Below are 24,618 nucleotides of genomic sequence, written 5' to 3' on the forward strand. Positions count from 1 at the left end.
AAGGGATGACCGGTGCAGCGCTTGCGCGAACCGGTTGCGGCCCGCGCCCGTCCAAACCCGCCGCCCCTTCAGGGCAGGCGCGATCGATGACTGCCGGATTGCAAAATCGGTCCGCCCGCCCTAGGTCGCGGCAGGCGGGCCCAGGGCAAGGAAGACGCCGGAATGGATATCGCCCAGTTCGGATGCTTCGATACCGGCGGTTTCGGCGATCTGCTGATGCCGCTGATCGCGCGCGCCCGGTTGGCCGACCATCGGCTGACGGCCCTCGCTCCGGCGGGCGGGACGTCCCTGCGCTGGCAGGATGCGGGGGCATCGGTCGCGTCCGAGCGTGCGCTCGACGACGGCTTTCGCTGCGATGCCTGCCTGATCGGCGGCGGCGACGTGGTCCGAATCGGGGCCGCCGATGAGCCCGCCTATGGCACCGACGACCCGATGCGCCATGTCGCCCTGCCGTCCCTGTGGCTCGGCGCAGGCCTCGCCGCCGAGCGGGCCGGCGCGCGTCTGATTTGGAACGCGCCCGGTGTTGCCGGCTCCGCCTGGACGGCGGAATTGCAGCGGCTCGTGGCTGCCCTTCTCGCCGCCAGCGACTATGTCGCGGTTCGCGACCGCTCGAGCCTGCGGCGTCTTCAGGATTGCACCGATGCGACCGTCCCGGTGTCCCTGGTTCCCGACCCGATCCTCGACATCGCGCGCCTCTGGCCGCGCGCGAGCCTGACGCAACGGTTCCGGGCGCTGTTCGTCCGTCGCGGCCAGCCGGTTCCGGCCCGGTCGGTGGTCGTGCATATCGACGACCGCGCCGGGATTGCCGCCCCGGCCCTGTCCGAGCGGGTGATGCAGGTGGCCGCCGCCGCCCGGGGCGTGCCGATCCTGCTGGCGGGCGATACCGACCGCAATGCCGGCGCCCTGGCGCGCGCCGTGTCGGCCGTGCTTCCCGTCCCGCACCTCCTGCTCGACCGGCCGGCCGCCTTGCGCGACGTGGCGGCCTGCCTTGCCGCCAGCGACGGCTATGTCGGGTCCGATCGGAACGGCTTCCTGGCCGCCTTCGCCTACGGCAATCCCGGCGTCCTGATCGCCGGCGCCGCGACGCCCTGGGCCGCCGACCTGACCGACCAGTATCGGCTGCCGGACCGTCTCTGCGGCGACTGGGCGGACGTGGCGGAGCGCCTCGCCGCCGCGGCGGGCGACGAGGCGCCGCGGATCGCCGCCCTGGCGGTGGTGCAGGAGGCGCTCGATGCCCACTGGGCTGCGATCGAAGGCGTCCTCGCGGCGCCGGCCGATGCGTCGCGCCAGGCGCTGAGGACGGATTTCGCCCGCGCCGTTGTGGCCGACAACGCGGCTTCGCGGGGTTGGATCGCCCGCCTTGCCGGCATTGCGGACCGATCGGCGGCCGGCACGCGCACCGCGCCCTCCGTGAGCCTTCTTGAAACGAACCTGCTCGCGCTGCGCGGACTGCCCGAGCATGTCGGCCGGCGGGGCGACCGCCTGGCCCTGCATCCGCCGCCGCGCGGCATCACCGAGGCCGCTCTCGACCCTATCCCACTGCGCGGCGGCGACCTCTTGCGCGGCGGGGCGACGGTCGCCCATCCGGACGGACGGCCGGTCCGCTTCGGCCTGATGCTGGTCGGCCACGATGGCCGGATGCTGGGGCGGGCCGATGTCGTGGCCGACGCCACCGGCGTCACGCCGTGGCAGATCAGGATACCGCGGGGCGTGGACGGGAGCGGAAGCCTCCTGATCGCGACCAGCATGGCGTCCACCGAAGATCACAATCGCTTCGCCTGGGTCGAGCTTGTCGACCCGAGGCTGCATCCGCAGGCGTTTGCGGTGTGGATTCAGGCCGGCGGCGGCGCGAAGACCTGGGACGGGGTCAGCCAGGACACGCCCGGCACGCCCGCGAAAGCCGAGAGCAGCCCCTCCAGCAACGACCAGGACTCCTCGCGCATCGCCCGATGATGGGACAGGATGCCGATCGGTTCGGCATCCGCCTCGGGCTTCTCTCTTTGCTCGCGAACGATGCGGGCCAGGCGCAGGCAGGCATCGTCGAACGGCACCGGTCGCGGGCCGCCCGGCGCCTCCCATTGCAGGATGTCGAGATGGGTGTTGGCCAGCCGGAGGCCATCGACCGCGAAGGCCCGCGGGCGCGGCCCGAAGGTCGACAGGCCGGTGAATCCGCGGGCCCGCACGATGTCCAGATGACGCTCGTCGAAGGCGTTCCAGGGCGGGACGAAAATGGGCCTGGAGCGGTCGCCCAGGAGGCGGGCGAGCGCGACCTGACCGGCGGCGATCTCGGCTTCGACCGCCTCCGGGTCGCGTCCGGCACCGAATTCGCTTTTGCCGCCGCCCAAGGGCTGGTGATTGATGTGCCGCCAGCCGTGCTGGCAGAAGTCAATGAGGTCCGGATCGGCCTCTGAGACATCGAGTGCCTCCGACGCCAATCCGGGGATGATCGCAACCAGAAGCGGCGCCCGGAAGGTTCGCGCCAGACCGATCAGCGCGTCGAAGCCGCGCGAGTTTGCGACGAGATCGTCATCCCGCCACCACATCCGCACCGGCACGCCCGCGTCCCGCGACAGGTGCAACTCCGTCCGCAGGACATCGAGAGCCGGGGACGACCGGATTTCTGCGCCGCGGCGGACGTCGGCCTGATGGCTCCTCCCCGTCGCATCTTCGACGGCGGCACCATCCTGTCGGGCGTTAGCCACTGTGGTGGTAGCCATCACCGCTCGATCCCAGAAGATGCAATATACCCCACCTCGTTGTACGCATTCATTCTGCAGTATTGAATCTGCGACTCATAGTTGTACAACCGAGTCATTGAGTATGCATCTCACTTAATTCGATTTTCTTTGCATGTCATTGCAACTGTTATTTTGGCGAAAATCCTGTCTGAGTCCAGCCCAACCGGGGAAATCATTGCGATGGCGCCCAAGAATGCCGAAAATATCAATTCAACGAATCAGTACTATTCAACCATTCGATTCGAGATGAGGCGGAGGTGAGCTTTTGCGCGCATCGACAGCGCGTGCCGGTTCGATCTCGGCAAGGATCGCCGATGAGAAGACGCAGATTGGAAACATTATAGAAATATTACAGAAGCCAACCGTCGGCAGGATTCGCAAAATATTCCGGATCTGAAAGATCAACGCATTCACAATAATATAGATCATAACAATCTTATATTTTTATATACTGCATTCCGAATTTCTGCGCCAATCGGGAGTGTCATATGAACTAAACTGAGTTCAGCGCGGGTTTCACTACTGTTTTGGCCCTGATATTTTTTAATATAGTGATATTTTTTCAGAACGGATTTTTTTGATGCGCTTGCAAAAATAGCAAACGGCTGATGATATTATCGTCAGATTCTCACATCGGGATGATCCGCAGGGCGCTTTCCTTTGCGGAAGAGAGAGGTGTCAACCGGCTCATACTCGATAGACACCGTCACCATCGCGGTGGCGGCGTTCAGGCGGCGCTCCTCGGACCGTCCTGGCAGTCTTTCGACAGCCTGAGAAATCAGGGAATGAAGCGCATTCGCAGCTACGCCCACCGGACCGGCAGCAAGGTATTGCATGCAATTCCTCAGTCGTGCGCCGCGTCACCATGGGCAATAGATCTTGCGCTTCCATGCTTCCCACACTCGCCTTTGGTATGCGAATTGGAGAGACGAGAGGTTGGTGCAAGCCTCCCGGTGTAGCCAAAGTAGTAGAATCTACGGTTTCTAGCACCGGCCACCTGTGCTAGCCGGGACCATGCTGAGGATCGGGCCCCGTAACGGAACATAACGATACGTAACGCAGACTTTCTGGAGACTACCTTTGGTTCAGCTTGGACTCCGCGCCGCAGCGCAGACCGCGTCAACGACTGTTTCTGACGGGACGCCGGCCGACGCGGCACAGCCAGCCGGCACGGGAGCAGCGGAAGCGACGGGACTTGCCGTCGCCGCATCGTGGAACCTCGGCAATCTCCGTGAGTCCCCCAGCATTCGCGGCGCGGTCGAATGGTGCAACGACACCAGCCTCGGCGGGTGGTGCATCGGCACCGACGAAGACGCCCCGATCGCCGAACTCGCGCTGGTGTTCCAGGGCCGGACGCTCGGGTCGATCCTTGCCGACCGGCACCGCCCCGACCTGGCAGCCGCCATCGGAAGGGCCGACTGTCTCGGTGGATTTCAAATCGATTGGGCGCAAATCCCGCCCGCCGTCATCATCCCGATCCTGGACGACCTGGCGCAGGCCGTGGCGGCGGCCCCCGATGCTCCGGCCGCTCTGCGTATCCGCTACGCGCCCGAATCGATCGATCTGGACGTCCTGCCGGATGTCAGGGTGCCGTTCAGCAATGCGGCGTTTCTCGACCGATTGAGAGAGATGGCACGCCAGCCGGCCGACGACCACCAAAGTCGCGCAACGGTTGACCGAGCGGCAGCGCCTGCCCCCACTGCAGCGGCTGCCCCGGCGGCAGCGATTGCCCCCGCGGCAGCGGCTGACCTTACGGCAGCGACTGACCTCGCGCCGGACGGCGGCCTCGACCCCGCTCCGGTCCTGGCGCCGGCATCGCCCCCTGCGCCGGACGCCGATATGATGTCGTCCGATTCGGCCTCGCCCGTCCCGCCGACGGCGCCATCGCGTCCGATGCCGCGTCCCCTCTCGACGAGCTTCGTTGACGGCAGCTGGCGCATCCTCGGCCGGGATATCCAGGGATGGCTGATCCCGGCGGCACGCGGAGCGATCCGCCTGGCGGTCTGGTGCGACGGCGAGAAGCTCGCGGAATTGACCGTCACCGTGGCTGAGCCATCGGCCGACACGCCCTATCGACCGCTCGCGTCCTTCGCCTATCACCTGCCGCAGGCTCTTGCGGACAACCGGCCCCATCGGATCGGCGTCACGCCGGCTGGCGAGCCGGGGCGGCATCTGCCGAATGTCAGCGGCCGGAACCTGGCGCTGTACCAGGCGAAGGTGCTGATGTCGGTCGATTCCGTCGAAGGCGGCATCATTCGCGGCTGGGCCTTCGACAGCACCCAGGCCGATGCCACCGTGACGGTCGAATTGTGGGACGGCAAGCGTTTCGTCGCCGGCGCCGAAACGACCGTGACCCGAAACGACGTCAACGCCAAATATGGCATCTTCGGCACCCACGGCTTCAGCCTGCCGGTTCCCCAGGCCCTGTTCGACGGCTTGGGTCACTGGCTGACCTTGAAGGTCGCCGGCGAATCCCTGACCTTTCCGAGCCATCGCCGCCTGCCGGCCAGCCTCAGCCGGAGCCTGCTGCAGGGCAAGGGCGACCGCTTCGCCGGCCGGGTGGACCATGTCGACTGCGAGACCGTCGAAGGCTGGGCGGTCAACCTGCAGACCCCCTTTCGGCCCATACGGATCTCGCTTCTGGTCGACGGCGTCTCGGTCGCCATCGTGACCGCCAATCAGTTCCAGAAGCGCCTGCAGACGGTGACCGAAAGCGGGTTTCACGCCTTCAGCTTCCGGTGGCCGGCGCATCTGATGAACGGCACCTGGCGCATCGTCGAGGCCCGTATCGTCGAAAGCGAAGGCGCGGTGCTGGAGATCGGCGAGAAGCGGGAGCGCAGCCGCCGCGTGCTGTTCCCGCTGGTCGACTTCTTCGCCACCTATGACAGCCTGTCCCCGCGCCGCGACACCATGGCGGTGCCGCTCACCAACATCGTCAGCCGGCCGCCGCCGGCCGCCGCCGCTCCGGCGCCCCAGGCCGCCGCCGCACCGGCCGGCCGCGTCAGCATCATCATTCTGAACTGGGACGGCGCCCGGATCCTCGCGCAGACCCTGGAAACCATCGCCCGGCACATGACCTCGCGGCCGGTCGAAGTCATCGTGGTCGATCACGGCTCGTCGGACGACAGCCTCGACGTGGCCCGCGGCTTCCAGGCGCGGCTGGATCTCAAGATCGTCCCGCGCCACGCGAATTTCTCGTTCTCGTCGTCCAACAATCTCGCCGCCGGCATGGCCGAGGGCGAGTATCTGTTCTTCGTCAACAACGACATCCTGTTCACCGGCGACTGCCTGCCCGCGATGGCCGGCTGGCTGGAGCGCGACCCGACCGTCGGCGCCGTCGGCATGCGCCTGGTCGAACCGATCCCCGACCAGAACGGCACGCTGCAATACGAGACCCACCATCGCGGGATCCAGTTCCGTCCCCGGATCCAGGCCTCCGGCGAGGTGACCTATCACCCCGCGGAGGTGGCCGACGAATATTCCGATATCGGCGCCGCCTACGAGCTGCCGGCGGTGACCGGCGCCGCGCTCCTCTGCCGCAAGGCGGACTTCCAGGCCGTCGGCGGCTTCGACGAGGCCTATTTCTACGGCATGGAGGATGTCGACCTGTGCCTGCGGCTGGCCGAACGGCTGGGCCGGCGCATCGTCTGCGACACCTCGGTCACCGCGATCCACAATCGCAGCTACACCCGGACCGCCCGCCTCGTCTCGGGCAAGCCCAATCCGATCCTGTCGAATCCCAAGTCCCAGATCGCCAACCATCAGACCTTCAACGCGCATTTCAAACGCCGGATCGTCCAGCGCACGCTCCTGTCGCTGATCGGCGGCGAGACCACCTGGCGGGCGCGCCCCCTGCGCGTGACCTTCATCGTCACCGACGCCTCCTTCTCGACACCGGCCGGCGACTTCTACACCGCGATGGAAATGGCCTCGGCCATGCGCACGCTGTACGGCTGGGAAACGCTGTTCGTCCGGTTCGGCCTGCCCGACCTCAACGGCACCGATGTCGCCGTCGCGATGCGCCACGACTACGACCTGGGCAAGGCCCGCAGCGCCAATCCGGGACTGGTCACGGTCGCCTGGATCCGCAACCGGGTCGACGAATGGCTCGCCTCGCCGCATTTCCAATCCTACAACCTGATCTTCTGCTCGTCGGAGCTGGCGATCCGCCACATCGCCGAGGCGACCGGACGGACCGCCTATCTGCTGCCGATCGCGACCAACGACGAGCGCTTCTCGCCCCGGGAACCGGTCGAGGAACACCGCACCGACATCGTCTTCACCGGCAGCTACTATTTCAGCCACGAGCGGGAGGCCGTCGGGCTCCTGGACAAGGTCGACCTGCCGGGGTCCCTGGCGATCTACGGCTACGGATGGGGGGATCATCCGCGCTGGCGCCGGCACTGGCGCCGCTCGGTGCCCTATTACGAGCTGCCCGACATCTACCCGTCCGCCCGGCTGGTCATCGACGATTCGCATCCGGTCACGCGGACCTGGAATTCCCTGAACTCGCGCATCTTCGATGCGCTGGGCAGCGGCGCGCTGGTCGTCACCAATTGCCGCGGCGGCGCCAAGGAATTGTTCGGCGACCTGCTGCCGACCTTCTCCACCGCCGAGGAATTGTCGGCGCTCCTGGCCCGCTATCTGGGCCATCCGGAGGAGCGGGCGGCGCTGGCCGCGCGCCTCTGCGCCGAAGTGCGCGAGAAGCACACCTACAAGAACCGGGCGATGGCGTTCAAGGAAGCCCTGCAGGCCTTCGCCCGCAGCACCCTGCGCTTCAGCATCAAGATCGGCGTTCCCAATCACGAGGAGAAGCTCTCCTGGGGCGACTGGCATTTCGCTCTCGGATTGCAGCGCGCGCTGACCCGGGCCGGGCATTTCGCGCGCATCGACATCCTGCCCGATTGGGCTACCCAGCAGGGCGCCGGAGACGATGTCGTGATCGTGCTGCGCGGGCTGTCCGCCTGGAAGCCGGTCGCCTCGAAGATCAATCTGCTCTGGCTGATCAGCCATCCGGACGACGTGCCGCTGAGCGAGCTCGACGCCTACGACCATGTCTTCGTCGCGTCGGAGTCCTATGCCGAAGTCCTGCGGCGCCGGCTCGGCGACCGCGTGTCGCCGCTCCTGCAATGCACCGATCCGGCCCTGTTCCATGACGGCGGCGAACGCGACGCCGCGGCGGACCCGGCGGCGGTGCCGGAGCTCCTGTTCGTCGCCAATTCCCGCGGCGTCCGGCGCCCGATCATCGACGATGCCGTCCGGGCGGGGGTCGACGTCGGCGTCTATGGCAGCCGGTGGGACGGGCTGATCCCCGAAAAGCAGATCCGCGGCACCTACCTGCCGAACGAACGGCTGCGCCACCACTACGCCAACGCCAAGATCGTCTTCAACGATCACTGGCAGGACATGAAGCGGGAAGGGTTCGTCTCCAACCGCATCTTCGATGCGGGGGCCTGCGGCGCCACCATCGTCAGCGACGACGTGCCCGGCATGGCCGACCTGTTCGGCGACGCGGTCGCCACCTACCGGAACGCGGACGATCTCGGCGGCACGGTGCGGGCGCTGCTCGCCGACGACGACCGGCGCAAGGCCATGGGCGCCGCCCTGCGCAACATCGTGCTCGCCCGGCACACCTTCGACCACCGCGTCTCGGACATCCTGGACATCGTCGCCCGCTTCCAGGCCCCGGCCGCCCTCAAAGAACAGGCATGATCTTGGAAGACAATCCTCCCGCCGGGTCGGGCCGTCCCGATGCCCATTTCCAGGCGCGCACGGCGCGCATCGCCGTGATCGGCCTCGGCTATGTCGGACTGCCGCTGGCGCTGGCGCTGTGCGGCGCCGGCTTTCCGACCACCGGCTTCGACATCGATGCCGGCAAGACCGGGCAGCTGAATGCCGGCCGATCCTATATCCGGCAGATCGCGGACGCGCGCATCGCGGCGGCCGTGGCCACGGGCCGGTTCCAAGCGACATCGGATGCCGGGGCGCTCGATGCCGCCGACGCGGTCATCATCTGCGTGCCGACCCCGTTGACGCCGCAGCGCGAGCCCGATCTCGGCTTCGTCGTCGCCACGGCCCGCATGATCCGGGACCATCTCCGCCCCGGCCAGCTGATCGTGCTCGAATCGACCACCTATCCCGGCACGACCGAAGAGGTCGTGCGCCCGATCCTGGAGGAAACCGGCCTCAAGTCCGGCACCGACTTCTTTCTCGCCTATTCGCCGGAGCGCGAGGATCCCGGCAATGCCCATTTCTCGACCACCAGCATCCCCAAGGTGGTCGGCGGCGACGGCGACAAGGCCCGCGCCCTCGCCAGCGCCCTCTACGGGCAGGTCGTCTCGAACGTCATCCCCGTGTCGTCCGCCAGGGTCGCCGAGGCGACCAAGCTGACGGAAAACATCTTCCGGTCGGTCAACATCGCACTCGTCAACGAATTGAAGGTCGTGTTCGATCGGATGAACATCGACATCTGGGAGGTGATCGAGGCGGCGAAGTCGAAACCGTTCGGCTACATGCCGTTCTACCCGGGTCCGGGCCTCGGCGGTCACTGCATCCCGATCGATCCCTTCTATCTGACCTGGAAGGCGCGCGAATACGAGATCTCGACGCGCTTCATCGAACTGGCCGGCGAAATCAACACCATGATGCCGCGCTACGTGGTCGACCGGCTGGCCGAGGCGCTGGATCTGCGCCAGGGCAAGAGCCTGAGCCGGGCCCGCATTCTGCTGATCGGCGTCGCCTACAAGAAGAATGTCGACGACTGCCGCGAATCGCCCGGACTGCGTCTGATGGAGCTGCTGCGCGCACGCAAGGCGGAGGTCGCGTTCCACGATCCCCACATTCCGGCGATCCCGATCACGCGCGAGCATCCGGACCTGGCCGGACTGCGCTCGATCGAATGGTCGCCGGGCAATCTGGCGGCGTTCGATGCGGCGCTGATCGTCACGGATCACGACCAGATCGACTACGAGATGCTGGCGCAATTCTGCCCGCTGATCGTGGACACGCGCAACGCGATGCGCCATGTCGACCGGCATGCCGATCGAATCGTCAAGGCCTGACCGGCGCAGCCGTCGTCGCATGCCGCCCTGCGGCACCGGCGGCATGTCCCGGCGACGGCACCCGACGACATGAAGGTTCCGAACCGGGCAGGCAGCAGCCGGTCCTTCGAAGACCCAGGAAGCAGTTCATGACCAGTCCCTCACCCACCCCTGCCTGCACGGTCTGCGGCGGGACCGTGTTTTCGCCCGGCCCTGCCGGCCGTCTGTCCGAGTCCGGCAAGCCGCCCCATTGCACCCGGTGCGGCTCGCTGGAGCGGCATCGCGCCAATCGCGCCCTGTTCCAGCACCTGCCGATCGGGGTGCTGTCCTGGCGGCGGGCCTTGCAGTTCAGCCCGGACGTGGCCCTGGCGCCCGCCTGGTTCGCCTCGCTGGAGGTCTCCGTCTATGGCGGCCAGAACAGTCTCGACCTGCAGAAGATCGACCGCCCGGACGACTCCTACGACTTCATATCCCTCAGTCACGTGCTCGAATTCGTGCCCGACGACCGGGCATCCTTTCGCGAACTGACGCGCATCCTCAGCCCCGCCGGGCTGATCCATCTCGTCGTCTCGCGGCCCCTCTCGCGCGAAACCAGCCAGGACTTCGAGACCGCCACCGGCGTGCACCAGTATTTCCATCTCTACGGACGCGACTTCGCGGTTCGGTTCGGCCTGGCCGAAGCCGGACTGCATCTGCTCGTCGTCCAGACGGCCGACCCGGTCACCGGCGACACGGAGGCCGTCCACCTGATCGCGAAATCGGCGGCCGTGCTCGCCGGCGTGGGCGCCTATCTGCGCGAGGACTCCCGCTATCGCAGCCTTCAGCCGCCCCCTCGGGACGCCTGAAGGCGACACCCCGCCGAACGGGCAGGCCCGTTCCCCGCAACGCCGCTCACCCCGGGACCCGACCGATGGACCCAACGACCAGCCGGGCCGCCGCGTACTGGAACGATCCGCAGCGCCGGTCTCTGCCGGCGCGGGCGCGATGGTGGCAGTTCCCGACCATTCACGCCCATATCAACCGCATGACGACCGGGCAGGCGATCTCGGGCGCCCATGCCGGCTTCCATCACCTGATCGAACAGGCAGCGTCGCGCGGGCCGTTCGCCCGCGCGGTCTCGGTCGGCTGCGGGACCGGCGTGATGGAGATGGAGCTGGTCGTCGCGGGGCTGGTCGGCGAATTCCATCTCTACGAGATCAGCAGCGTGCGGATCGCCGCCGGCCGCAAGCACGCCGAGACACTCGGCATCGCCGACAAGGTCTTTTTCCACGAGACCGACGCCTTCGCGGATTGCCGGGATCGCACGTTCGACCTCGTCTACTGGCATGACGCCCTTCATCACATGCCGGATACCGAGATGGCGGTCGCCTGGAGCCGTGAGCGCCTGCGCTCCGGCGGCATCTTTGCGATGAACGACTTCGTCGGACCGTCACGCTTCCAGTGGACGGACCGGATGCTCGACTTCGGCACGCGGTTCCGCCAGGGCCTGCCGGATCGCTATCTCGTCGCCCCGGGCGATCCTGCGCGATCGATCCCGCGCGCGGTCCGGCGCCCCACGGTCGAATTCATGATCACGCAGGATCCGTCCGAGGCCGCCGACAGCGACCGGATCATCCCGTCGCTCAAGGCGACCTTTCCGGACGTCCTCATCAGGCTCACCGGCGGCGTCATCTATCATTCGGCGCTCAACGACATCCTGTCCAACATCGACGAGCAGGCCGACGAAGGGCTCCTGAAGACCGCGCTGCTGCTCGACGAAAGCTTGACCCTGCTGGGAGAGACCCACTACGCGGTCGCGATGGCGACCCGGTAGAGCGGTTCCCGATCGGTTCAGGTGGCCGTCGCCGACGGCATCGGCGCGGCGGCGTCCGGCGCGGATGGCGCCGGCTTGCGGCGGCCGGCCGATCCAAGCTCCAGTCCGACATGGCCGAACAGGCGGCACCACGCGTCCGTCTCCCGGCGAATGGCATCCAGCGCCGCCCGGTTTGCGGCGCTGTCGTCGCCGGCCCTGAGCGCGTTCAGAAGCCGATAGACCGTGGCGGCGTGCGGCAGGATGCCCTGCAGGGCGTCGTCGAAGGGCGGCGGCGCGTGGTGGCGCAGATCCGCCGACAGGAAGGCGTCCACCGCGGCCCGGCGGTCCTCGTCGTCGAGCGGCCAATCGACCCGGATGCGGCGGCCGGCATCGCCCAGTTCCGCCCGCCAGTCCGCGAGCACGGCCTCGTAGCTCACGAAGGCGCGGACCCGGCCGCGCGTCGAGGCTTCCGCTTCCAGCATGTGGCGCATCCAGACGAGCACGGCATGACTGGTGCCGATCCCCTCCCGGCGCTCCAGCGAGGCGGCGACGGCCAGCGGATGGCGGAGCGTGATGAGGAAGGCCGGAGCGATCCCGAGACCGGCGAAGACCCGATGCCAGAGCGGCAGAAGCCGGCACAGGCGCGGGTCCTTCATGACGAACAGGGGCGACGCGTCATACTCGGACAGGACGAGGTCGGACAGCACCGCGCGGTAGCGGGCCGCCGCATCCGAGCGGAACCATGCGGCGGGCACCGAGCGCCAGGTCGACCATTCGATCTCGAGCGCACGCAGGATTTCGTCATGCACTTTGACGATGGCGACCGGCTCCCAATAGCCACGCGGATTGAACGGCGCCGGCGGCATGAGGCGCGCCGGCGTTCCCGCCCCGAGGGCCGCGACGATCCCGGCCAGTGCGGAGGTGCCGCTCCGGTGCATGCCCAGGACGACCACCGCCCGTCGTTGCGGACCCGCGATCTTGCCGTGCCATTCTTCGTTCGCCACCCAATGTCCCCATGGACCCGATACCCTTCCATTATCAAGGGTATGGAGGTCTTTGAAAATGGGGAATGGCGCGCGCGGCCACCTGAAAATCCGAACCCGAGGGACCGTCCCGCCCGATCGGAGCACGCCCCCGATCGGAGCCGGTCCGGTGGCTCGATCGAGACGGAGGGTTCCATCCGGCTCGCGGATCGGACCCGCCAACTCTTTGATTGCGTGACCGATTCCGTCGGACAGCCGCGGGACGCGACCGTCGGGGTCCGACCGCTAGGCGGCTTGCCCGACCTCGTAGGTCCAGACGCGGAATGTCTTCAGCACATGCGGGCCGAAGGAGTTGACCAGCGGCACGTCGGCGGCGTCGCGACCGCGGGCGACCACGATCCGGCCGATCCGGGGCACGTTGTTGCGCGGGTCGAAGGTGCGCCACGCGCCGTCGAGGAAGACCTCGATCCAGGCGCTGAAATCCATCGGCTCGACGACCGGCACGCCGATATCGCCGAGATGGCCGTTGACGTAGCGGGCCGGGATGTTGAGGCAGCGGCAGAAGGCGACGGCCAGATGCGCAAAGTCCCGGCAGACGCCGATGCGCTCATGGTAGACCTCGTAGGCGGTCCGCGTCGAACGCGCCTGCAGATAGTCGAACTTGATGTGATTGTTGACGAAATCGCAGATCGCCTGGACGCGTCCCCAGCCCGGCGGGATCTTGCCGAAATGGTCCCAGGCGATCTGGCTGAGACGATCCGTCTCGCAGTACCGGCTGCCCATCAGGTAGGCGAGCGTCGAATCCGGCAGTTCGGTCACCGGGATCTCGCGCGCCCAGGGCAGGACCGGGTCCGGATGGCCGCTATCCTCGACGGTCGCATCGCCCCAGATCATCAGATCGCCCGGCGGCGCCACGAGCCGCCGGCAGCGGTTGCCGAACAGGTCGACATAGATCGACATCGGCACTTCGGGCGTCGTGAAGGCGGTCTCCTGGCTCCGGATATCGGCGCGCCGATCCTCGTGGACGGAGAGCAGACAGACCAACGCCGTGGGCTGGTCGAACGACATGGTGATTTCGTAACCGCAACGGATGAGCATCGGCCCCACTATCGCATCTGGGTGGTGGTCAAGGTGTAGCTTTCGAGCCGACGGCCGGCATAGGCCTTCAGCGCGACCGCCTGGATGGTGCTGCGCAGCCGGTCGAAGGCGGACAGGCATTCGTCTTCCGTCAGATCGGCGCCGCCGCGCGGTCCCGCGCCGCCGAGCGCCGACGCTTCGATGAAGAACCGGACCTCGACCATGCCGTCGTGACCGAGAAAGCGAACCGCGTTGCGCGTGGCGTCGAAGCTGCGGGTCGGATTGGGAAAGGCCAGCGTCATGACGGGCGCCCCATGTCGTCGGACGTCCCGGCGCACGCGGTCGTCGACCGGTCGCGCTCGCGGCGCCGCCGGGCGTTGACCCGGGCATCGAGCCGATTGAGGGACACCATGCCGTCGGTCGCTTCCGCGCGGCTGAGGCCGGTCATCGGCTTCCCGCCGCGCCGCGCCGGCACGCCGGTGAAGACGTGATAGACCGTCCAGGACCGGTCGCTTTCGATGCGCCGTCCGAACTGATGATCGAGGATCGCGATGGCCGGTGCTCCGCCCTCGTTTTCCCAGGCGCCGAGCGCGAGGGATTGCCGCGCGCCGGCTCTGTCGTGTCTTGGGGCGTCCATGCGGCGGCCTCTCAGTCCGGAACCTCGTCTGGATCAAACGATCCGGAGTGAAACTTGTTCCCCTGACCGTCGCTGATCGCCATGCCGTCGGGCCGTTGCGGCATGTTCAGCGTGTCGCGGAGACGCAGCGCGACGGCGATCGCATCGTCCCTGTCGACGACCTCCACCGTCTCGCGTCCGACGACGGCGCACGCCTGGTCGGAGGGGCGGATGCGGTAGAATTCGATCACGACCTTCATGGCATGACCCTCATCGCCGCGCCCCCGGGACCGCACGCCGCATCGGGCATCAGGTCTTGCCCTTGGTCCGATCGGTGCTGAACGCTGCGGTCACCTTGTTCTGGCCGGCACCGAGCACCGGCGGCTTGGCCGCGGGCTTGTCCTGCTTCGGCTTGCGGGTCTCGCGGTTGCTGCGTTTCTGGGCCTTAGCCATGTCCGAAGGTTCTTTCGATGAGAGCGGCGCCCTCGCCGGGCGCGGTGCGGAGCGGTTCGAGCGTGTCCTGCATCGCGACCCGCTCGTGGCGTTCGGCCTCGTTGCGGATCCGATACTGCGGCTGGTCGCCCCGCGGCGGGAGCGTGCCGGTGATGCGATAGACGTCCGAGGCCCGCGACATCTGTCCGAAGCCGCCCTTCAGGCGGACGGCCTGTCCGATGGCGAACAGATGCGTCTGGTCTTCGGAGCGGTTCGGCGCGGAGCCGCGACGGGGATGGTTGGCGGCAGTCATGAGCCCCTGTTGTCCTTTTCCAATGCGGCTTCGAGGTCCGCGGTTTTGATCGGCACCATCTGGCGCGTCGGTCCGGACAGACCGATGCCCGGCAGGTGGATGAAGGAGCCGACCCGATGCCAGGCGATCTGGGAGAGGCCTTCGAGGGCCTCCTCGTCATGATCGATGCGGTAGTCGCCGGCCGGCTGCAGCATGTCGAAGCCCGGCAGCCGGAACGGCTGTGCGAAGCGGACGGTGGTCTCGATCGTGCGACTGGTCATGCGTGCGGGTCTCCGCGGGGCGGATGGCGCGAGCGGACCGGAAAAACCTCTTCCGATCCGGACGGACCCACGCGCCCTTCGACCACAAGGGATACGCCGCATGCGCCGTTCACATTCGAACCGGAACGAACTCCGACTGCCAGTACATCCGTGGTCAGTGCCTGAATTCATTCCAGCATTCGAATCGAGCGACATCCGCGCCGGAACAGCGCATGCCTTGGCGATCGAAAATTCGAGAGAAGTGGCGGGTCTCTGACACCGCAAAGCCATATCGGCCAAATCTACGAGTTCCTTATATGTACTTCATTGCACCACAACACAAGCGATTTGCGCGCATTCGGCTGCGGGACAGAAAGAAATCCGGTCGATCAAATACATTACCGCCGTGCTTCGCAAAGACGAGATCGACAACGCGACCGAAGCCTATATCCGCCTTGCGGCCCGGGCCATCGGCGCCACCCTCGGCTGAATTCGAAGACATCGATTCGGCAATGCCATGGCGCCGATCCGATCGACTGGGGAGGATCGGGTCGCCGGGGTGCATCGACATCGGATTGCGGGGACTGGACTGCTCCCGGAGCCCCGGCCTCGCCGCCAATGCTCGAACCGCAAGGCCGGTTGCGGTGGCGGCCGCACCGCGAGGCGACCGCCCGCCCGGTCCGACGGCTCGATCGGGACGAACGGGTGCCATCCGCGTCGTGACTGCACACCGCGAACGCACTGGCGACGGGATCAGGTCGATCGGACATTCGCGGGCCGCAGCTGGCGGGTCCCGGCCACCGGGCCCCGGGCCCCGGGCCGTGGCCCGATTCCGTTCGGCCTGCAGATGATCTAGGCTGGCAGTCGTCCCGGTGGTGCGGCCGAATCGGCGGCAGGCCTTGCGGCCTGCGCGACCGTCGCCCGGATCGGACCTTGCTCCGGGGGATGCCTTCGCGAGGCGGGTGGCCAGGAACGGAAGAGACGGCATGGCAGTGCGGCCGGTTTGGAGATGGGCGGTTGGCTTGGCGGCCTTGTGCGGGCTGGGCCTGCCGGCGCAGGGACAGTCGACCGCCGAGGAGAGCCGCGCCGAGATCGTCGCGGCGCGCAACGGGCTGCCGGCCGATGCCGCCAAGGTCCTGTTCGGTTCAATGACGCAGCCGGCGCCGCTGGCCGCCCGCTCGATCGGGTCCTACGCACGCGGCTGCCTCGCCGGCGGCATCGCCATGCCGGTCAACGGACCGGCCTGGCAGGTGATGCGGCTCAGCCGGAACCGCAATTGGGGTCACCCGGCGCTGATCGCCTATCTGGAGCGCTTTGCCGAGGCGGCGCGGCGCGACGGCTGGCCGGGCCTGCTGATCGGCGACATGTCGCAGCCGCGCGGCGGCCCCATGCTGACCGGCCATGCCAGCCATCAGATCGGGCTCGACGCCGACATCTGGCTGCTCGCCATGCCGCAGCGCGAATTGCTGCTGCAGGAGCGCGAATCGATCAGCGCCGTCTCGATGGTCAAGATGGCGACCCGCGAGATCGATGCCCGGGTCTGGACCGAGGCGCATGCCCGGCTGATCCGGCGCGCGGCCAGCGACGCGGAGGTCGCGCGCATCTTCGTGCATCCGGCGATCAAGAAGGCGCTGTGCGACTGGAAGGACGGCGGACCGGACCGGGCCCGCTGGCTCGGCAAGGTGCGCCCCTGGTACGGGCACAACTACCATTTCCACGTCCGGCTGGCCTGCCCGGCCGGCATCGCCGACTGCAAGGATCAGGACAAGCCGCCCGAGGGCGACGGCTGCGGCACCGATCTCGCCTGGTGGCTCGGCCCAGAGCCCTGGAAGCCGTCGCCGCCCTCCCCGCCGAAGCCGCCGATGAAGCTCGCCGACCTGCCCGAGACCTGCGCGCAGGTGCTCGCCACGCCGTGACGCCGACGCCAAGCCGACGCGACGAGCCGGGACGGCCGGCGCGGGTCGCTCAGACCCGCATCGGCATCAGCACATAGAGCGCGTTGGACTGGCCGAAATCGTGGATCAGCGTCGGCGAGCCCGGATCGGCCAGGCGGAACACCGCCGTGTCGGTCTCGAGCTGGCCGGCGATGTCGAGCAGGTAGCGGCTGTTGAAGCCGATATCGAGCGGATCGGATTCGTATTCGACCGCCAGTTCCTCGGTCGCCGAACCGGAATCCGGATTGACCACGGTCAGCACCAGCCGCCCGTCGCCCACCGTCAGCTTCACGGCACGGCCGCGCTCCGACGAGATGGTCGAGACCCGGTCGACGGCGGCGGCGAACTCGTCGCGGTCGACCTTCAGTTCCTTGTCGTTGCCCTGCGGGATGACCCGGCCATATTCCGGGAAGGTGCCGTCGATCAGCTTCGAGGTCAGCACCACGGCGCCGGTGGCGCCCTCGCCGGCCGCCGCGAAGGTCAGGCGGATCTTGCTGTCCGACACCTCGACGCCGACCTTGGCCTCAGGGTCCTCGACCAGCTTCTGGATCTCACCCACGGTCTTGCGCGGCACGATGATGCCCGGCATGCCCTCTGACCCGTGCGGGGCGACCATTTCGGCCTGGGCCAGGCGGTGGCCGTCGGTGGCGACGGCCCGGAAGCGCAGTTCGCCGCCCGCCTCGACGGTGTGGAAATAGATGCCGTTCAGATAGTAGCGCGTCTCTTCCGTCGAGATGGCGAACTGGGTCCGGTCGACGAGGCGCTTCAGGTCGGCCGCGGACAGCGAGAAGCGATGGCCGAAGGTGCCGGCGGTCAGATCCGGGAAATCGGTCTCCGGCAGCATCTGCAGCGCGAATTTCGAGCGGCCCGCCTTCAGATCGAGCGTGGCACCGTCGTTGCGGGTGGCCAGTTCGATCTGGGCGCCGTCCTGCAGCTTGCGCACGATGTCGTAGATCATGTGCGCCGGAACCGTGGTGGCGCCGGGCTCGGCGACCATCGCCGGGATCGCCTCGGAGACTTCCAGGTCGAGGTCGGTCGCCTTCAGCTTCAACTCGCCGCCCTCCGCGCGCAGAAGCACGTTGGACAGGATCGGGATCGTGTTGCGGCGCTCCACCACGCGATGCACGTGGTTCAGAGACTTGAGGAGATGCGCCCGCTCGACGGTGACTTTCATGGGGCTCGAACTCTGGATGATGCCTCGCGCGGCCGGCGTCTCGGCGCGCTGGTCGGTGGGCCTGCCCCGGCGGCACCGGTCGCCCATGCGGCCCGGTGGAACCACATGGCGAACCGGTCGCGAACGACCCCGCCGGGCTGTGAAACTTGGCCGGAACGCCTTCGTGACGCAAGCAAAACCTCGCATCAGACGACGACTGATCGCGACGGAACCGCACGGGTCCGCCGCACCGGGGCTCAGGCGCCCGGCTGCGGCCCGTCATAGCCGCCGATGATGATCAGATCGATCACCGCGCCGTCGCCGCGCGCGGCGATCGCTGCGGCATATTCGGGCGAGGCGTAGCAGGCGCGCGCCTGCTCCAGGCTGTCGAACTCGATCACCACGTTGCGGTCGCGCGCGGAGCCGACCGGATTGTCGAACGGGCCGCCGCGCACCAGGAAGCGGCCGTTATACTTGGCGAAGGCCGGACCGTTCGCCGCCACATAGGCCTTGTAGCGCTCCGGGTCGGTCACGTCGACGCGGGCGATCCAGTATGCCTTGGCCATTCAATCCTCCTCGATGAACACGGCGATCTCGCCGATCGGCTTCTTGGTGATGCGCGGCACCGTGGCGCCTTCGGCCGGATAGCCGGCGACCAGCAGGATATAGGGCTTTTCGGCGTCCGGGCGACCCAGGATCTCGTTCAGGAAGCCCATCGGCGAGGGCGTGTGGGTCAGCGTGGCGAGACCGGCGCCATGCAGCGCGGCGATCAGGAAGCCGGTCGCGATGCCGACCGATTCGGGCACGTAGTAGTGCTTCACCTTGGTGCCGTCCGGCGCCGTGCCCCAGCGCTGGCCGAAGATCGCGATCAGCCAGGGGGCGGTTTCCAGAAACGACTTGTCGGCGTCGGTGCCGAGCGGCGCGAGCGCATCGAGCCAGGCATCCCCGGCGCGACCGCCGTAGAAGGCGCGCTCCTCCGCCTCGGCCGCCTCCCGGATGCGCCGCTTCACGGCCGGATCGCCGATGGCCACGAAGGTCCAGGGCTGCTGGTTGGCCCCGGACGGCGCGGTGCCGGCCGTCGCGATGGCGGTTTCGATCAGGTCGCGCGGCACCGGGCGGGCCGAAAAGACGCGCAAGGACCGCCGCCGGCGCATCAGCGCCAGGAAGGCGTCGGCCCGCGCCCGCATCTCCGGCTCTGGCAGGACATCGAAGGCAAGCGGCTGAAAATCGGCCTGAGTCATCGGCAAGGTCTCCCGCCTGAGACATAGCCCCATCGCGGCCCGGCCGGTACCCCCTTCCCGCCCGGCACCGCGGCGCCGTCCCGGTCGCCCCCCGAACGCCCTCAGCAAGCAGAGTCCGAACCGGGGCGACCTGCCGCGATCGAACAGCCCGCACGGACCCGACCATGCGGAACGGCATCCGGCGCGTGCGAGGCGGGTGCCGCCTCAGACGCCGACCGGGCCGCCGGCGCCGGGCCGGTCGCGGCCGAGCCGGACGTCCCGGGCGATCATGTCCTTCAGCACGACATACATCTCGGCCGCCGCCAGCGCGTCCTCGAAGGCATCGTGCTGGACGCGGTCGGGCAGGCCGAGATCGGCCAGGATGGTGGCGAAGCGCAGGTCGATCTCCGAGCCCTGCGGGGCCTTGCCGTATTTGCGGTCGTAATAGAGCTTCGAGACCTCGATCCGCCGGTTCGGCAGCCGCAGGCCGTAATATTCGATCGTGTAGCGGTTCAGCATGGTCGCGTCGTAGTCGATCCAGTAGCCGACCAGCGGCCGCGTGCCGACGAAGTCCAGGAATTCAGGCAACACCTCGCGGATGACGCGGGCGTCGACCACGTCGGAGCCCAGAATCCGGTGCACCTTCATGGCCTCCGCGGTCATCGCCGCCTCCGGCCGGATCACGGCCCGGAAGGCTTCGGACGTGAGGATGCGGTTGCCGCGGATGCGCACCGCAGCGATCGACACGACATCGTCGCGGCGCGTGTCGAAGCCGGTCGTCTCGCAGTCGACCGAGACCACCTCGCCGGTCGCGTCCGGCTCGAACATCCACAGCCAGCGCTTGTCCCACAGCCGCTGCTGGTCGATCAGCTTGGTCACCGCGCCGAGGAGCGCCATCAGAACAGCCCCAGCTTGAAATGGCTGCGCACGATGTCGCGGAACTGCTTGACCACGCGCAGCGCGTCGCGCAGCAGGTCGCGGTCGGTGCTGGTGAGGTCCGACGGCCGGACCAGCCGCTCCTGGTGCGGCTCGCCGACGCGGACCGCGCGCAGCTGGGCGCGCAGGCGCAACTCGCTGAAGAAGCGGAAGGCGCCGGTGAGTTCGCGTGCGAAGGCGGCCGAGAGCAGCCCGATCTCCGCCAGCCGCCCGATGCGCGCCACCGTGCCGGCCTCGGCGAGGCCGTGCTCGATGGCCAGGCTGCGGATGCCGTGCACGATCGGGAAGGTGCCGGATTTCTTCAGGTCGATCACCTCCTCGCGGCCGACCGTCGCCATCAGCGTGCCGATGACGCCGCCGGGGCCGGGGAACTGGTCGATCGCCTTGGCGAAATGCGCCAGATAGGCGCTCTCGCCGCGCATCATGGCGATGAAGGCGGCCTTGACCCGGTCGAGCGGCGCCGGATCGCCGGCCACCGCGATGGCGTCGAAGAAGATGCCGAGATGCATCGGCGCTTCGTCGTCGGGCTCCAGCACCCAGCGGCGGATCTGGCGGCCGAAGACCTCCTCGGTCGCCGACCAGACCGGGTTGGAGACCATCACGTTGCCGGGACAGGGCGGGAAGCCGAACTGCGCCAGCGCGCCGGAAAATTCGCTCCGGAACCGGTCGAGATCGGCCTCGGGCACGGGCGCTGCCAGGATCAGCCCGTTGTCCTGGTCGGTGCGCACGGTCTGCTCGCCGCGCCCCTCGGAACCCATCACGATCAGCGTGCCCGCCTCTCGGATCGAGGCCGGGGCGAGCATGTGGAAGAGCCGGGCGAGCAGGCGGCGGTTGAGGTCGGAGGTGATCTCGGCGATGTCCTCGACGCGCACGCCCTGGGCCTGCAGGCGGCCGACCTGCTCCTGGATGTCGCCGGCCGCGATGGCGAGATCGTCGAGCCCGTGGGCGCGGTCGATGCGGCCCGGGATCAGCTGCGAATTGCCGGCGAACAGGCCGAGAATGTCGATATCCTCGAGCACGCCCGTGACGGCGCCGGCGCGGGTGACCGCCAGCCGCCGCTTGTTGCTCTTGGTCATCTTCATCAGCGCTTCGAAGACGAAATCGTCCTCGTCGACCGCGACCATGTCGTAGTGGGTCACGTCGCCGATCGGCGTCTCCAGCGGCTTGCGCGCCAGCACGACCGCCTTGGAGAGGTTCATGCCGGTGACGATGCCGAGCCGGTCGCCGTCCTGCACGAAGAGCGCGTTCACGTCACGCTCGCGCATCATGTGGCCGGCCGCCTCGATCGAGGCGGCGGCGGGAATGAAGGCCGCCGCACGCGGCCGGGCGTCGCGGATGCGGGCGCGCATCACGCTTTCGACCCCGCCGGCCATGCCGCCGCGCGCCATGGCGTCGAGCTTGCGGGAGATCTCCGAATAGAAGAAGGCCGCGAAGCCGCGGTTGCGGCGGACCAGATCGAGCACCGTCTCGCGCGGGATCAGATAGGCGAGCGTCTCGGCCGCGGCGACGAAGCGGGAATCGGCGGCGCCATGGACGACCGCGCGCGCATCGAAACTGTCCTTGGGGCCGAGCACGGCGGTCACGTCGCCGGCGGCATCGCGCTCCTCGACGGCGCCCTTGATCACGACATGCAGGGCGTCGGACTGCCGGCCGGCCTCGACGATGACGGCACCGGGCGGGAAGTAGCCGATATCGAGCTGCCGCCGCAGCCGCTCGACCTCGTCATGGCCGAGCCGGTCGAAGGGCGGGTTGAGGGCGTCGAAAGCCGTCGGCATGGCTCTGTCCTTCGGTCGGGTCCGGACGGCCGGATCCGACAACAAGCCGGCATCCGATCGCCCGAGGCCGAAGCGCCAGGGACGAGCCCTGGCGCTGGAGAGACGGACGGGGTCCCGTCCGGCCTGGGGCCGGGCGGGCGGGACGGGTCGCGGATCAGTGGGCGCTGGCGCCGGAAGCCCCGATGCCGGTCTGCGAGCGGACATACTGGGCTTCGAAGCTGGCGCGCTCGGCGGCCGCCGCACGGGTGCGGTCGATCAGCGAGACGAGCCAGATGACCAGGAAGGCGAGCGTCATCGAGAACAGGGCCGGGTTGTTGTAGGGGATCAGCGCCGAACCCTTGGGGTTCAGGAGCACGCCCTCCCACACCGCCGGACCGGCGACGACCATGCCGACCGAGGCGATCAGGCCGACGAAGCCGCCGACCAGCGCGCCCATGGTGGTGGTGCCCTTCCAGAACATGCTCATCAGGAGCACCGGGAAGTTGCACGAGGCCGCGACCGCGAAGGCCAGGCCGACCATGAAGGCGATGTTCATGTTCTCGAAGGCGATGCCGAGCACGATGGCCAGGATGCCGAGGAACACGGTCGCGATCTTGGAGACGCGGATTTCCTTGTCTTCCGAGACCCGGCCCTTGGCGATCACCGAGGCGTAGAGATCGTGGCTGATCGCCGAGGCGCCGGCCAGCGCCAGGCCCGACACCACCGCCAGGATGGTGGCGAAGGCGACCGCCGAGATGAAGCCGAGGAACAGATTGCCGCCGACCGCATTGGCGAGATGGATCGCCGCCATGTTGCTGCCGCCGAGGAGCGCGCCCTTGGCGTCGAGGAACTGCGGGTTGGTGGCGACCAGCACGATCGCGCCGAAGCCGATGATGAAGGTCAGGATGTAGAAGTAGCCGATGAAGCCGGTCGCGTAGAAGACGGACTTGCGGGCCGCCTTGGCGTCCGACACGGTGAAGAACCGCATCAGGATATGCGGCAGGCCGGCCGTGCCGAACATCAGGCCGATGCCGAGCGAGACGGCCTCGATCGGGTCCTTGACCATGCCGCCGGGGGCCATGATCGCGTCGGTCTTCTTGATCTCGATCGCCTTGGCGAAGATCGCCTCCGGCGAGAAGCCATAGGTGGCGAGCACCATATAGGCCATGAAGCTGGCACCGGCGAGCAGCAGGACCGCCTTGATGATCTGCACCCAGGTGGTCGCCACCATGCCGCCGAAGGTCACGTAGACGATCATCAGCAGGCCGACCGCCACCACCGCGTAGGCGTAGGGCAGACCGAACAAGAGCTGGATCAGCTTGCCGGCGCCGACCATCTGGGCGATCAGGTAGAAGGCGACCACGACCAGCGAGCCGCAGGCCGACAGGGTGCGGATCTGGGTCTGGCCGAGGCGGAACGAGGCCACGTCGGCGAAGGTGAACTTGCCGAGGTTGCGCAGCGGTTCGGCGAGCAGGAACATGATGATCGGCCAGCCGACCAGGAAGCCGATCGAGTAGATCAGGCCGTCATAGCCGGACGTGTAGACGAGGCCCGAAATGCCGAGGAACGAGGCGGCCGACATGTAGTCGCCGGCGATCGCCAGGCCGTTCTGGAAGCCCGTGATGCCACCGCCGGCGGTATAGAACTGCGCGGCTGACCGGCTCTGCCCGGCGGCCCATTTGGTGATGCCGAGGGTCAGCAGCACGAAGGCTAGGAACATGCCGATGGCCGTCCAGTTGGTCGCCTGCTGCTGGACCTGACCGACATCCGGGCCGGCCGCATGGGCCGCTCCGGCGACCAGGGCCGCACCGGCGACCACGGTCGCACCGGCGAGAAGGAGCGCCGCAGCGCCCGCGAAAGTCTTGGCGTAGCGGCTCATTTGGACGCGTCCTCCTTGATGGCGGCGATCAGGGCGTCGTAGTCGCGGTTGGCCCGCGCCACATAGATGCCGGTCAGGATGAAGGCCGACAGGATCACGGCGACGCCGACCGGAATGCCGAGCGTCATCACGCCCGAGCCGAGCTTGATCGCCAGCCATTCCTTCTTGTAGGCGACCACCATGATGAAGCCGTAGTAGATGGCCAGCATCACGAATGTCAGCGTCCAGCCGAAGCGGGTGCGCTTGGTGACCAGTTCCTGGAATTTCGGGTTGGATCGCACCCGCTCGACCAGATCGTTTTGCACGTCGGACCTCCCGTCAACGCTTGTGCGGTGCCGAACAGACATGGGATCTCCTTCGCTGCGAGTGCGAATTCGCCCTCGAAACGTGCAAATCACCACCGATTTTCTGTTCGGCTCCCGCGCCTCACCGATCGACCGGACAGACGTCCAGCCGTCATGGGCGCGACTTTAACGAAACGACAGGCGGCCAGAAGCCCGTACTTCGTCTTG

23 protein-coding genes are annotated in these 24,618 nt (G+C 67.9%); 6 read left to right on the forward strand and 17 right to left on the reverse strand.

All coding sequences use genetic code 11. The features are described 5' to 3' along the window. Positions 1-162 precede the first annotated feature (162 nt). The gene (locus ABB55_RS11895) at positions 163-1,953 is read left to right on the forward strand and encodes a polysaccharide pyruvyl transferase family protein (RefSeq protein WP_054358990.1); all 1,791 of its coding nucleotides are present in this window, start codon (positions 163-165) and stop codon (positions 1,951-1,953) included. A 1,405-nt stretch (positions 1,954-3,358) separates the two neighbouring features. Here ABB55_RS11895 and ABB55_RS29695 read toward each other — a convergent pair. Then, on the reverse strand, positions 3,359-3,574 hold the full coding sequence (locus ABB55_RS29695; RefSeq protein ID WP_140941344.1) for a hypothetical protein: 216 nt from the start codon (positions 3,572-3,574) through the stop codon (positions 3,359-3,361). 283 nt (positions 3,575-3,857) lie between these two features. Beyond that, positions 3,858-4,397, reverse strand: coding sequence for a hypothetical protein (locus tag ABB55_RS29700; protein WP_152982022.1), 540 nt, complete (start codon positions 4,395-4,397; stop codon positions 3,858-3,860). A 234-nt stretch (positions 4,398-4,631) separates the two neighbouring features. On the opposite strand from ABB55_RS29700, the gene ABB55_RS11905 reads away from it, so the two are divergent. From ABB55_RS11905 to ABB55_RS11920, 4 genes are all read left to right on the forward strand, one after another. Then, on the forward strand, positions 4,632-8,450 hold the full coding sequence (locus tag ABB55_RS11905) for a glycosyltransferase family protein (protein ID WP_160321219.1): 3,819 nt from the start codon (positions 4,632-4,634) through the stop codon (positions 8,448-8,450). After that, complete coding sequence (locus tag ABB55_RS11910) at positions 8,447-9,799, forward strand: nucleotide sugar dehydrogenase (RefSeq protein WP_054358993.1); 1,353 nt, start codon at positions 8,447-8,449, stop codon at positions 9,797-9,799. Before ABB55_RS11905 ends, ABB55_RS11910 begins: the two co-directional genes overlap by 4 nt. A gap of 128 nt (positions 9,800-9,927) precedes the next feature. Continuing rightward, positions 9,928-10,623 carry a class I SAM-dependent methyltransferase gene (locus tag ABB55_RS11915; RefSeq protein WP_054358994.1) on the forward strand — a complete coding sequence of 232 codons (696 nt, stop codon included), beginning with the start codon at positions 9,928-9,930 and terminating at the stop codon, positions 10,621-10,623. A 65-nt stretch (positions 10,624-10,688) separates the two neighbouring features. Further along, positions 10,689-11,591 carry a class I SAM-dependent methyltransferase gene (locus tag ABB55_RS11920; protein ID WP_054358995.1) on the forward strand — a complete coding sequence of 301 codons (903 nt, stop codon included), beginning with the start codon at positions 10,689-10,691 and terminating at the stop codon, positions 11,589-11,591. Positions 11,592-11,608: 17 nt separating this feature from the next. Here the strand turns inward: ABB55_RS11920 and ABB55_RS11925 are convergent, their stop codons facing one another. The 8 genes from ABB55_RS11925 to ABB55_RS11955 all read right to left on the reverse strand — a co-directional run bounded on the left by ABB55_RS11925 (position 11,609) and on the right by ABB55_RS11955 (position 15,251). Next, positions 11,609-12,574, reverse strand: a complete 966-nt coding sequence (locus ABB55_RS11925; RefSeq protein ID WP_054358996.1) for a sulfotransferase family protein — start codon at positions 12,572-12,574, stop codon at positions 11,609-11,611. A 264-nt stretch (positions 12,575-12,838) separates the two neighbouring features. Beyond that, on the reverse strand, positions 12,839-13,651 hold the full coding sequence (locus ABB55_RS11930; RefSeq protein ID WP_054358997.1) for a transglutaminase-like domain-containing protein: 813 nt from the start codon (positions 13,649-13,651) through the stop codon (positions 12,839-12,841). Between the two features lie 8 nt (positions 13,652-13,659). Next, positions 13,660-13,932 (reverse strand): DUF1488 family protein, encoded by a 273-nt coding sequence (locus ABB55_RS11935; protein ID WP_054358998.1) that lies wholly within the window; start codon positions 13,930-13,932, stop codon positions 13,660-13,662. After that, complete coding sequence (locus ABB55_RS11940) at positions 13,929-14,267, reverse strand: hypothetical protein (RefSeq protein ID WP_054358999.1); 339 nt, start codon at positions 14,265-14,267, stop codon at positions 13,929-13,931. Before ABB55_RS11940 ends, ABB55_RS11935 begins: the two co-directional genes overlap by 4 nt. Before the next feature lie 11 nt (positions 14,268-14,278). After that, on the reverse strand, positions 14,279-14,506 hold the full coding sequence (locus ABB55_RS11945; protein ID WP_054359000.1) for a hypothetical protein: 228 nt from the start codon (positions 14,504-14,506) through the stop codon (positions 14,279-14,281). Between the two features lie 49 nt (positions 14,507-14,555). Continuing rightward, positions 14,556-14,699, reverse strand: coding sequence for a hypothetical protein (locus tag ABB55_RS30615; protein WP_181184010.1), 144 nt, complete (start codon positions 14,697-14,699; stop codon positions 14,556-14,558). Continuing rightward, positions 14,692-14,991: a hypothetical protein gene (locus ABB55_RS11950; protein ID WP_054359001.1), complete on the reverse strand. Its 300-nt coding sequence runs from the start codon at positions 14,989-14,991 to the stop codon at positions 14,692-14,694. Before ABB55_RS11950 ends, ABB55_RS30615 begins: the two co-directional genes overlap by 8 nt. Continuing rightward, positions 14,988-15,251: a hypothetical protein gene (locus ABB55_RS11955; protein WP_054359002.1), complete on the reverse strand. Its 264-nt coding sequence runs from the start codon at positions 15,249-15,251 to the stop codon at positions 14,988-14,990. The genes ABB55_RS11950 and ABB55_RS11955 overlap by 4 nt, the downstream gene beginning before the upstream one ends. Positions 15,252-16,216: 965 nt before the next feature. Here ABB55_RS11955 and mepA point away from each other — a divergent pair. Next, the gene (mepA, locus tag ABB55_RS11960; RefSeq protein ID WP_054359003.1) at positions 16,217-17,146 is read left to right on the forward strand and encodes a penicillin-insensitive murein endopeptidase; all 930 of its coding nucleotides are present in this window, start codon (positions 16,217-16,219) and stop codon (positions 17,144-17,146) included. A 49-nt stretch (positions 17,147-17,195) separates the two neighbouring features. Here the strand turns inward: mepA and dnaN are convergent, their stop codons facing one another. The 7 genes from dnaN to ABB55_RS11995 form a co-directional block, all read right to left on the reverse strand. After that, entirely contained in the window at positions 17,196-18,338 is a 1,143-nt protein-coding gene (gene dnaN, locus ABB55_RS11965) for a DNA polymerase III subunit beta (RefSeq protein ID WP_054359004.1), read from the reverse strand. Positions 18,339-18,574: 236 nt separating this feature from the next. After that, on the reverse strand, positions 18,575-18,883 hold the full coding sequence (locus ABB55_RS11970) for a DUF1330 domain-containing protein (protein WP_054359005.1): 309 nt from the start codon (positions 18,881-18,883) through the stop codon (positions 18,575-18,577). Next, a complete protein-coding gene (locus ABB55_RS11975; protein ID WP_083463560.1) occupies positions 18,884-19,558 on the reverse strand; it encodes a nitroreductase family protein in 675 nt (224 codons plus the stop codon). It lies immediately after the preceding gene. A 204-nt stretch (positions 19,559-19,762) separates the two neighbouring features. Next, a complete protein-coding gene (locus ABB55_RS11980; RefSeq protein ID WP_054359007.1) occupies positions 19,763-20,434 on the reverse strand; it encodes a 3'-5' exonuclease in 672 nt (223 codons plus the stop codon). Beyond that, the gene (locus tag ABB55_RS11985; protein WP_054359008.1) at positions 20,434-22,248 is read right to left on the reverse strand and encodes a putative nucleotidyltransferase substrate binding domain-containing protein; all 1,815 of its coding nucleotides are present in this window, start codon (positions 22,246-22,248) and stop codon (positions 20,434-20,436) included. Before ABB55_RS11985 ends, ABB55_RS11980 begins: the two co-directional genes overlap by 1 nt. Positions 22,249-22,402: 154 nt before the next feature. After that, positions 22,403-24,106: a cation acetate symporter gene (locus ABB55_RS11990; protein ID WP_054359009.1), complete on the reverse strand. Its 1,704-nt coding sequence runs from the start codon at positions 24,104-24,106 to the stop codon at positions 22,403-22,405. Then, positions 24,103-24,411: a DUF485 domain-containing protein gene (locus ABB55_RS11995; protein ID WP_054359010.1), complete on the reverse strand. Its 309-nt coding sequence runs from the start codon at positions 24,409-24,411 to the stop codon at positions 24,103-24,105. The genes ABB55_RS11990 and ABB55_RS11995 overlap by 4 nt, the downstream gene beginning before the upstream one ends. Between the last annotated feature and the right edge of the window lie 207 nt (positions 24,412-24,618).

The sequence above is a fragment of the Prosthecodimorpha hirschii genome, assembly GCF_001305515.1.
Taxonomy (GTDB): Bacteria; Pseudomonadota; Alphaproteobacteria; order Rhizobiales; family Ancalomicrobiaceae; genus Prosthecodimorpha; species Prosthecodimorpha hirschii.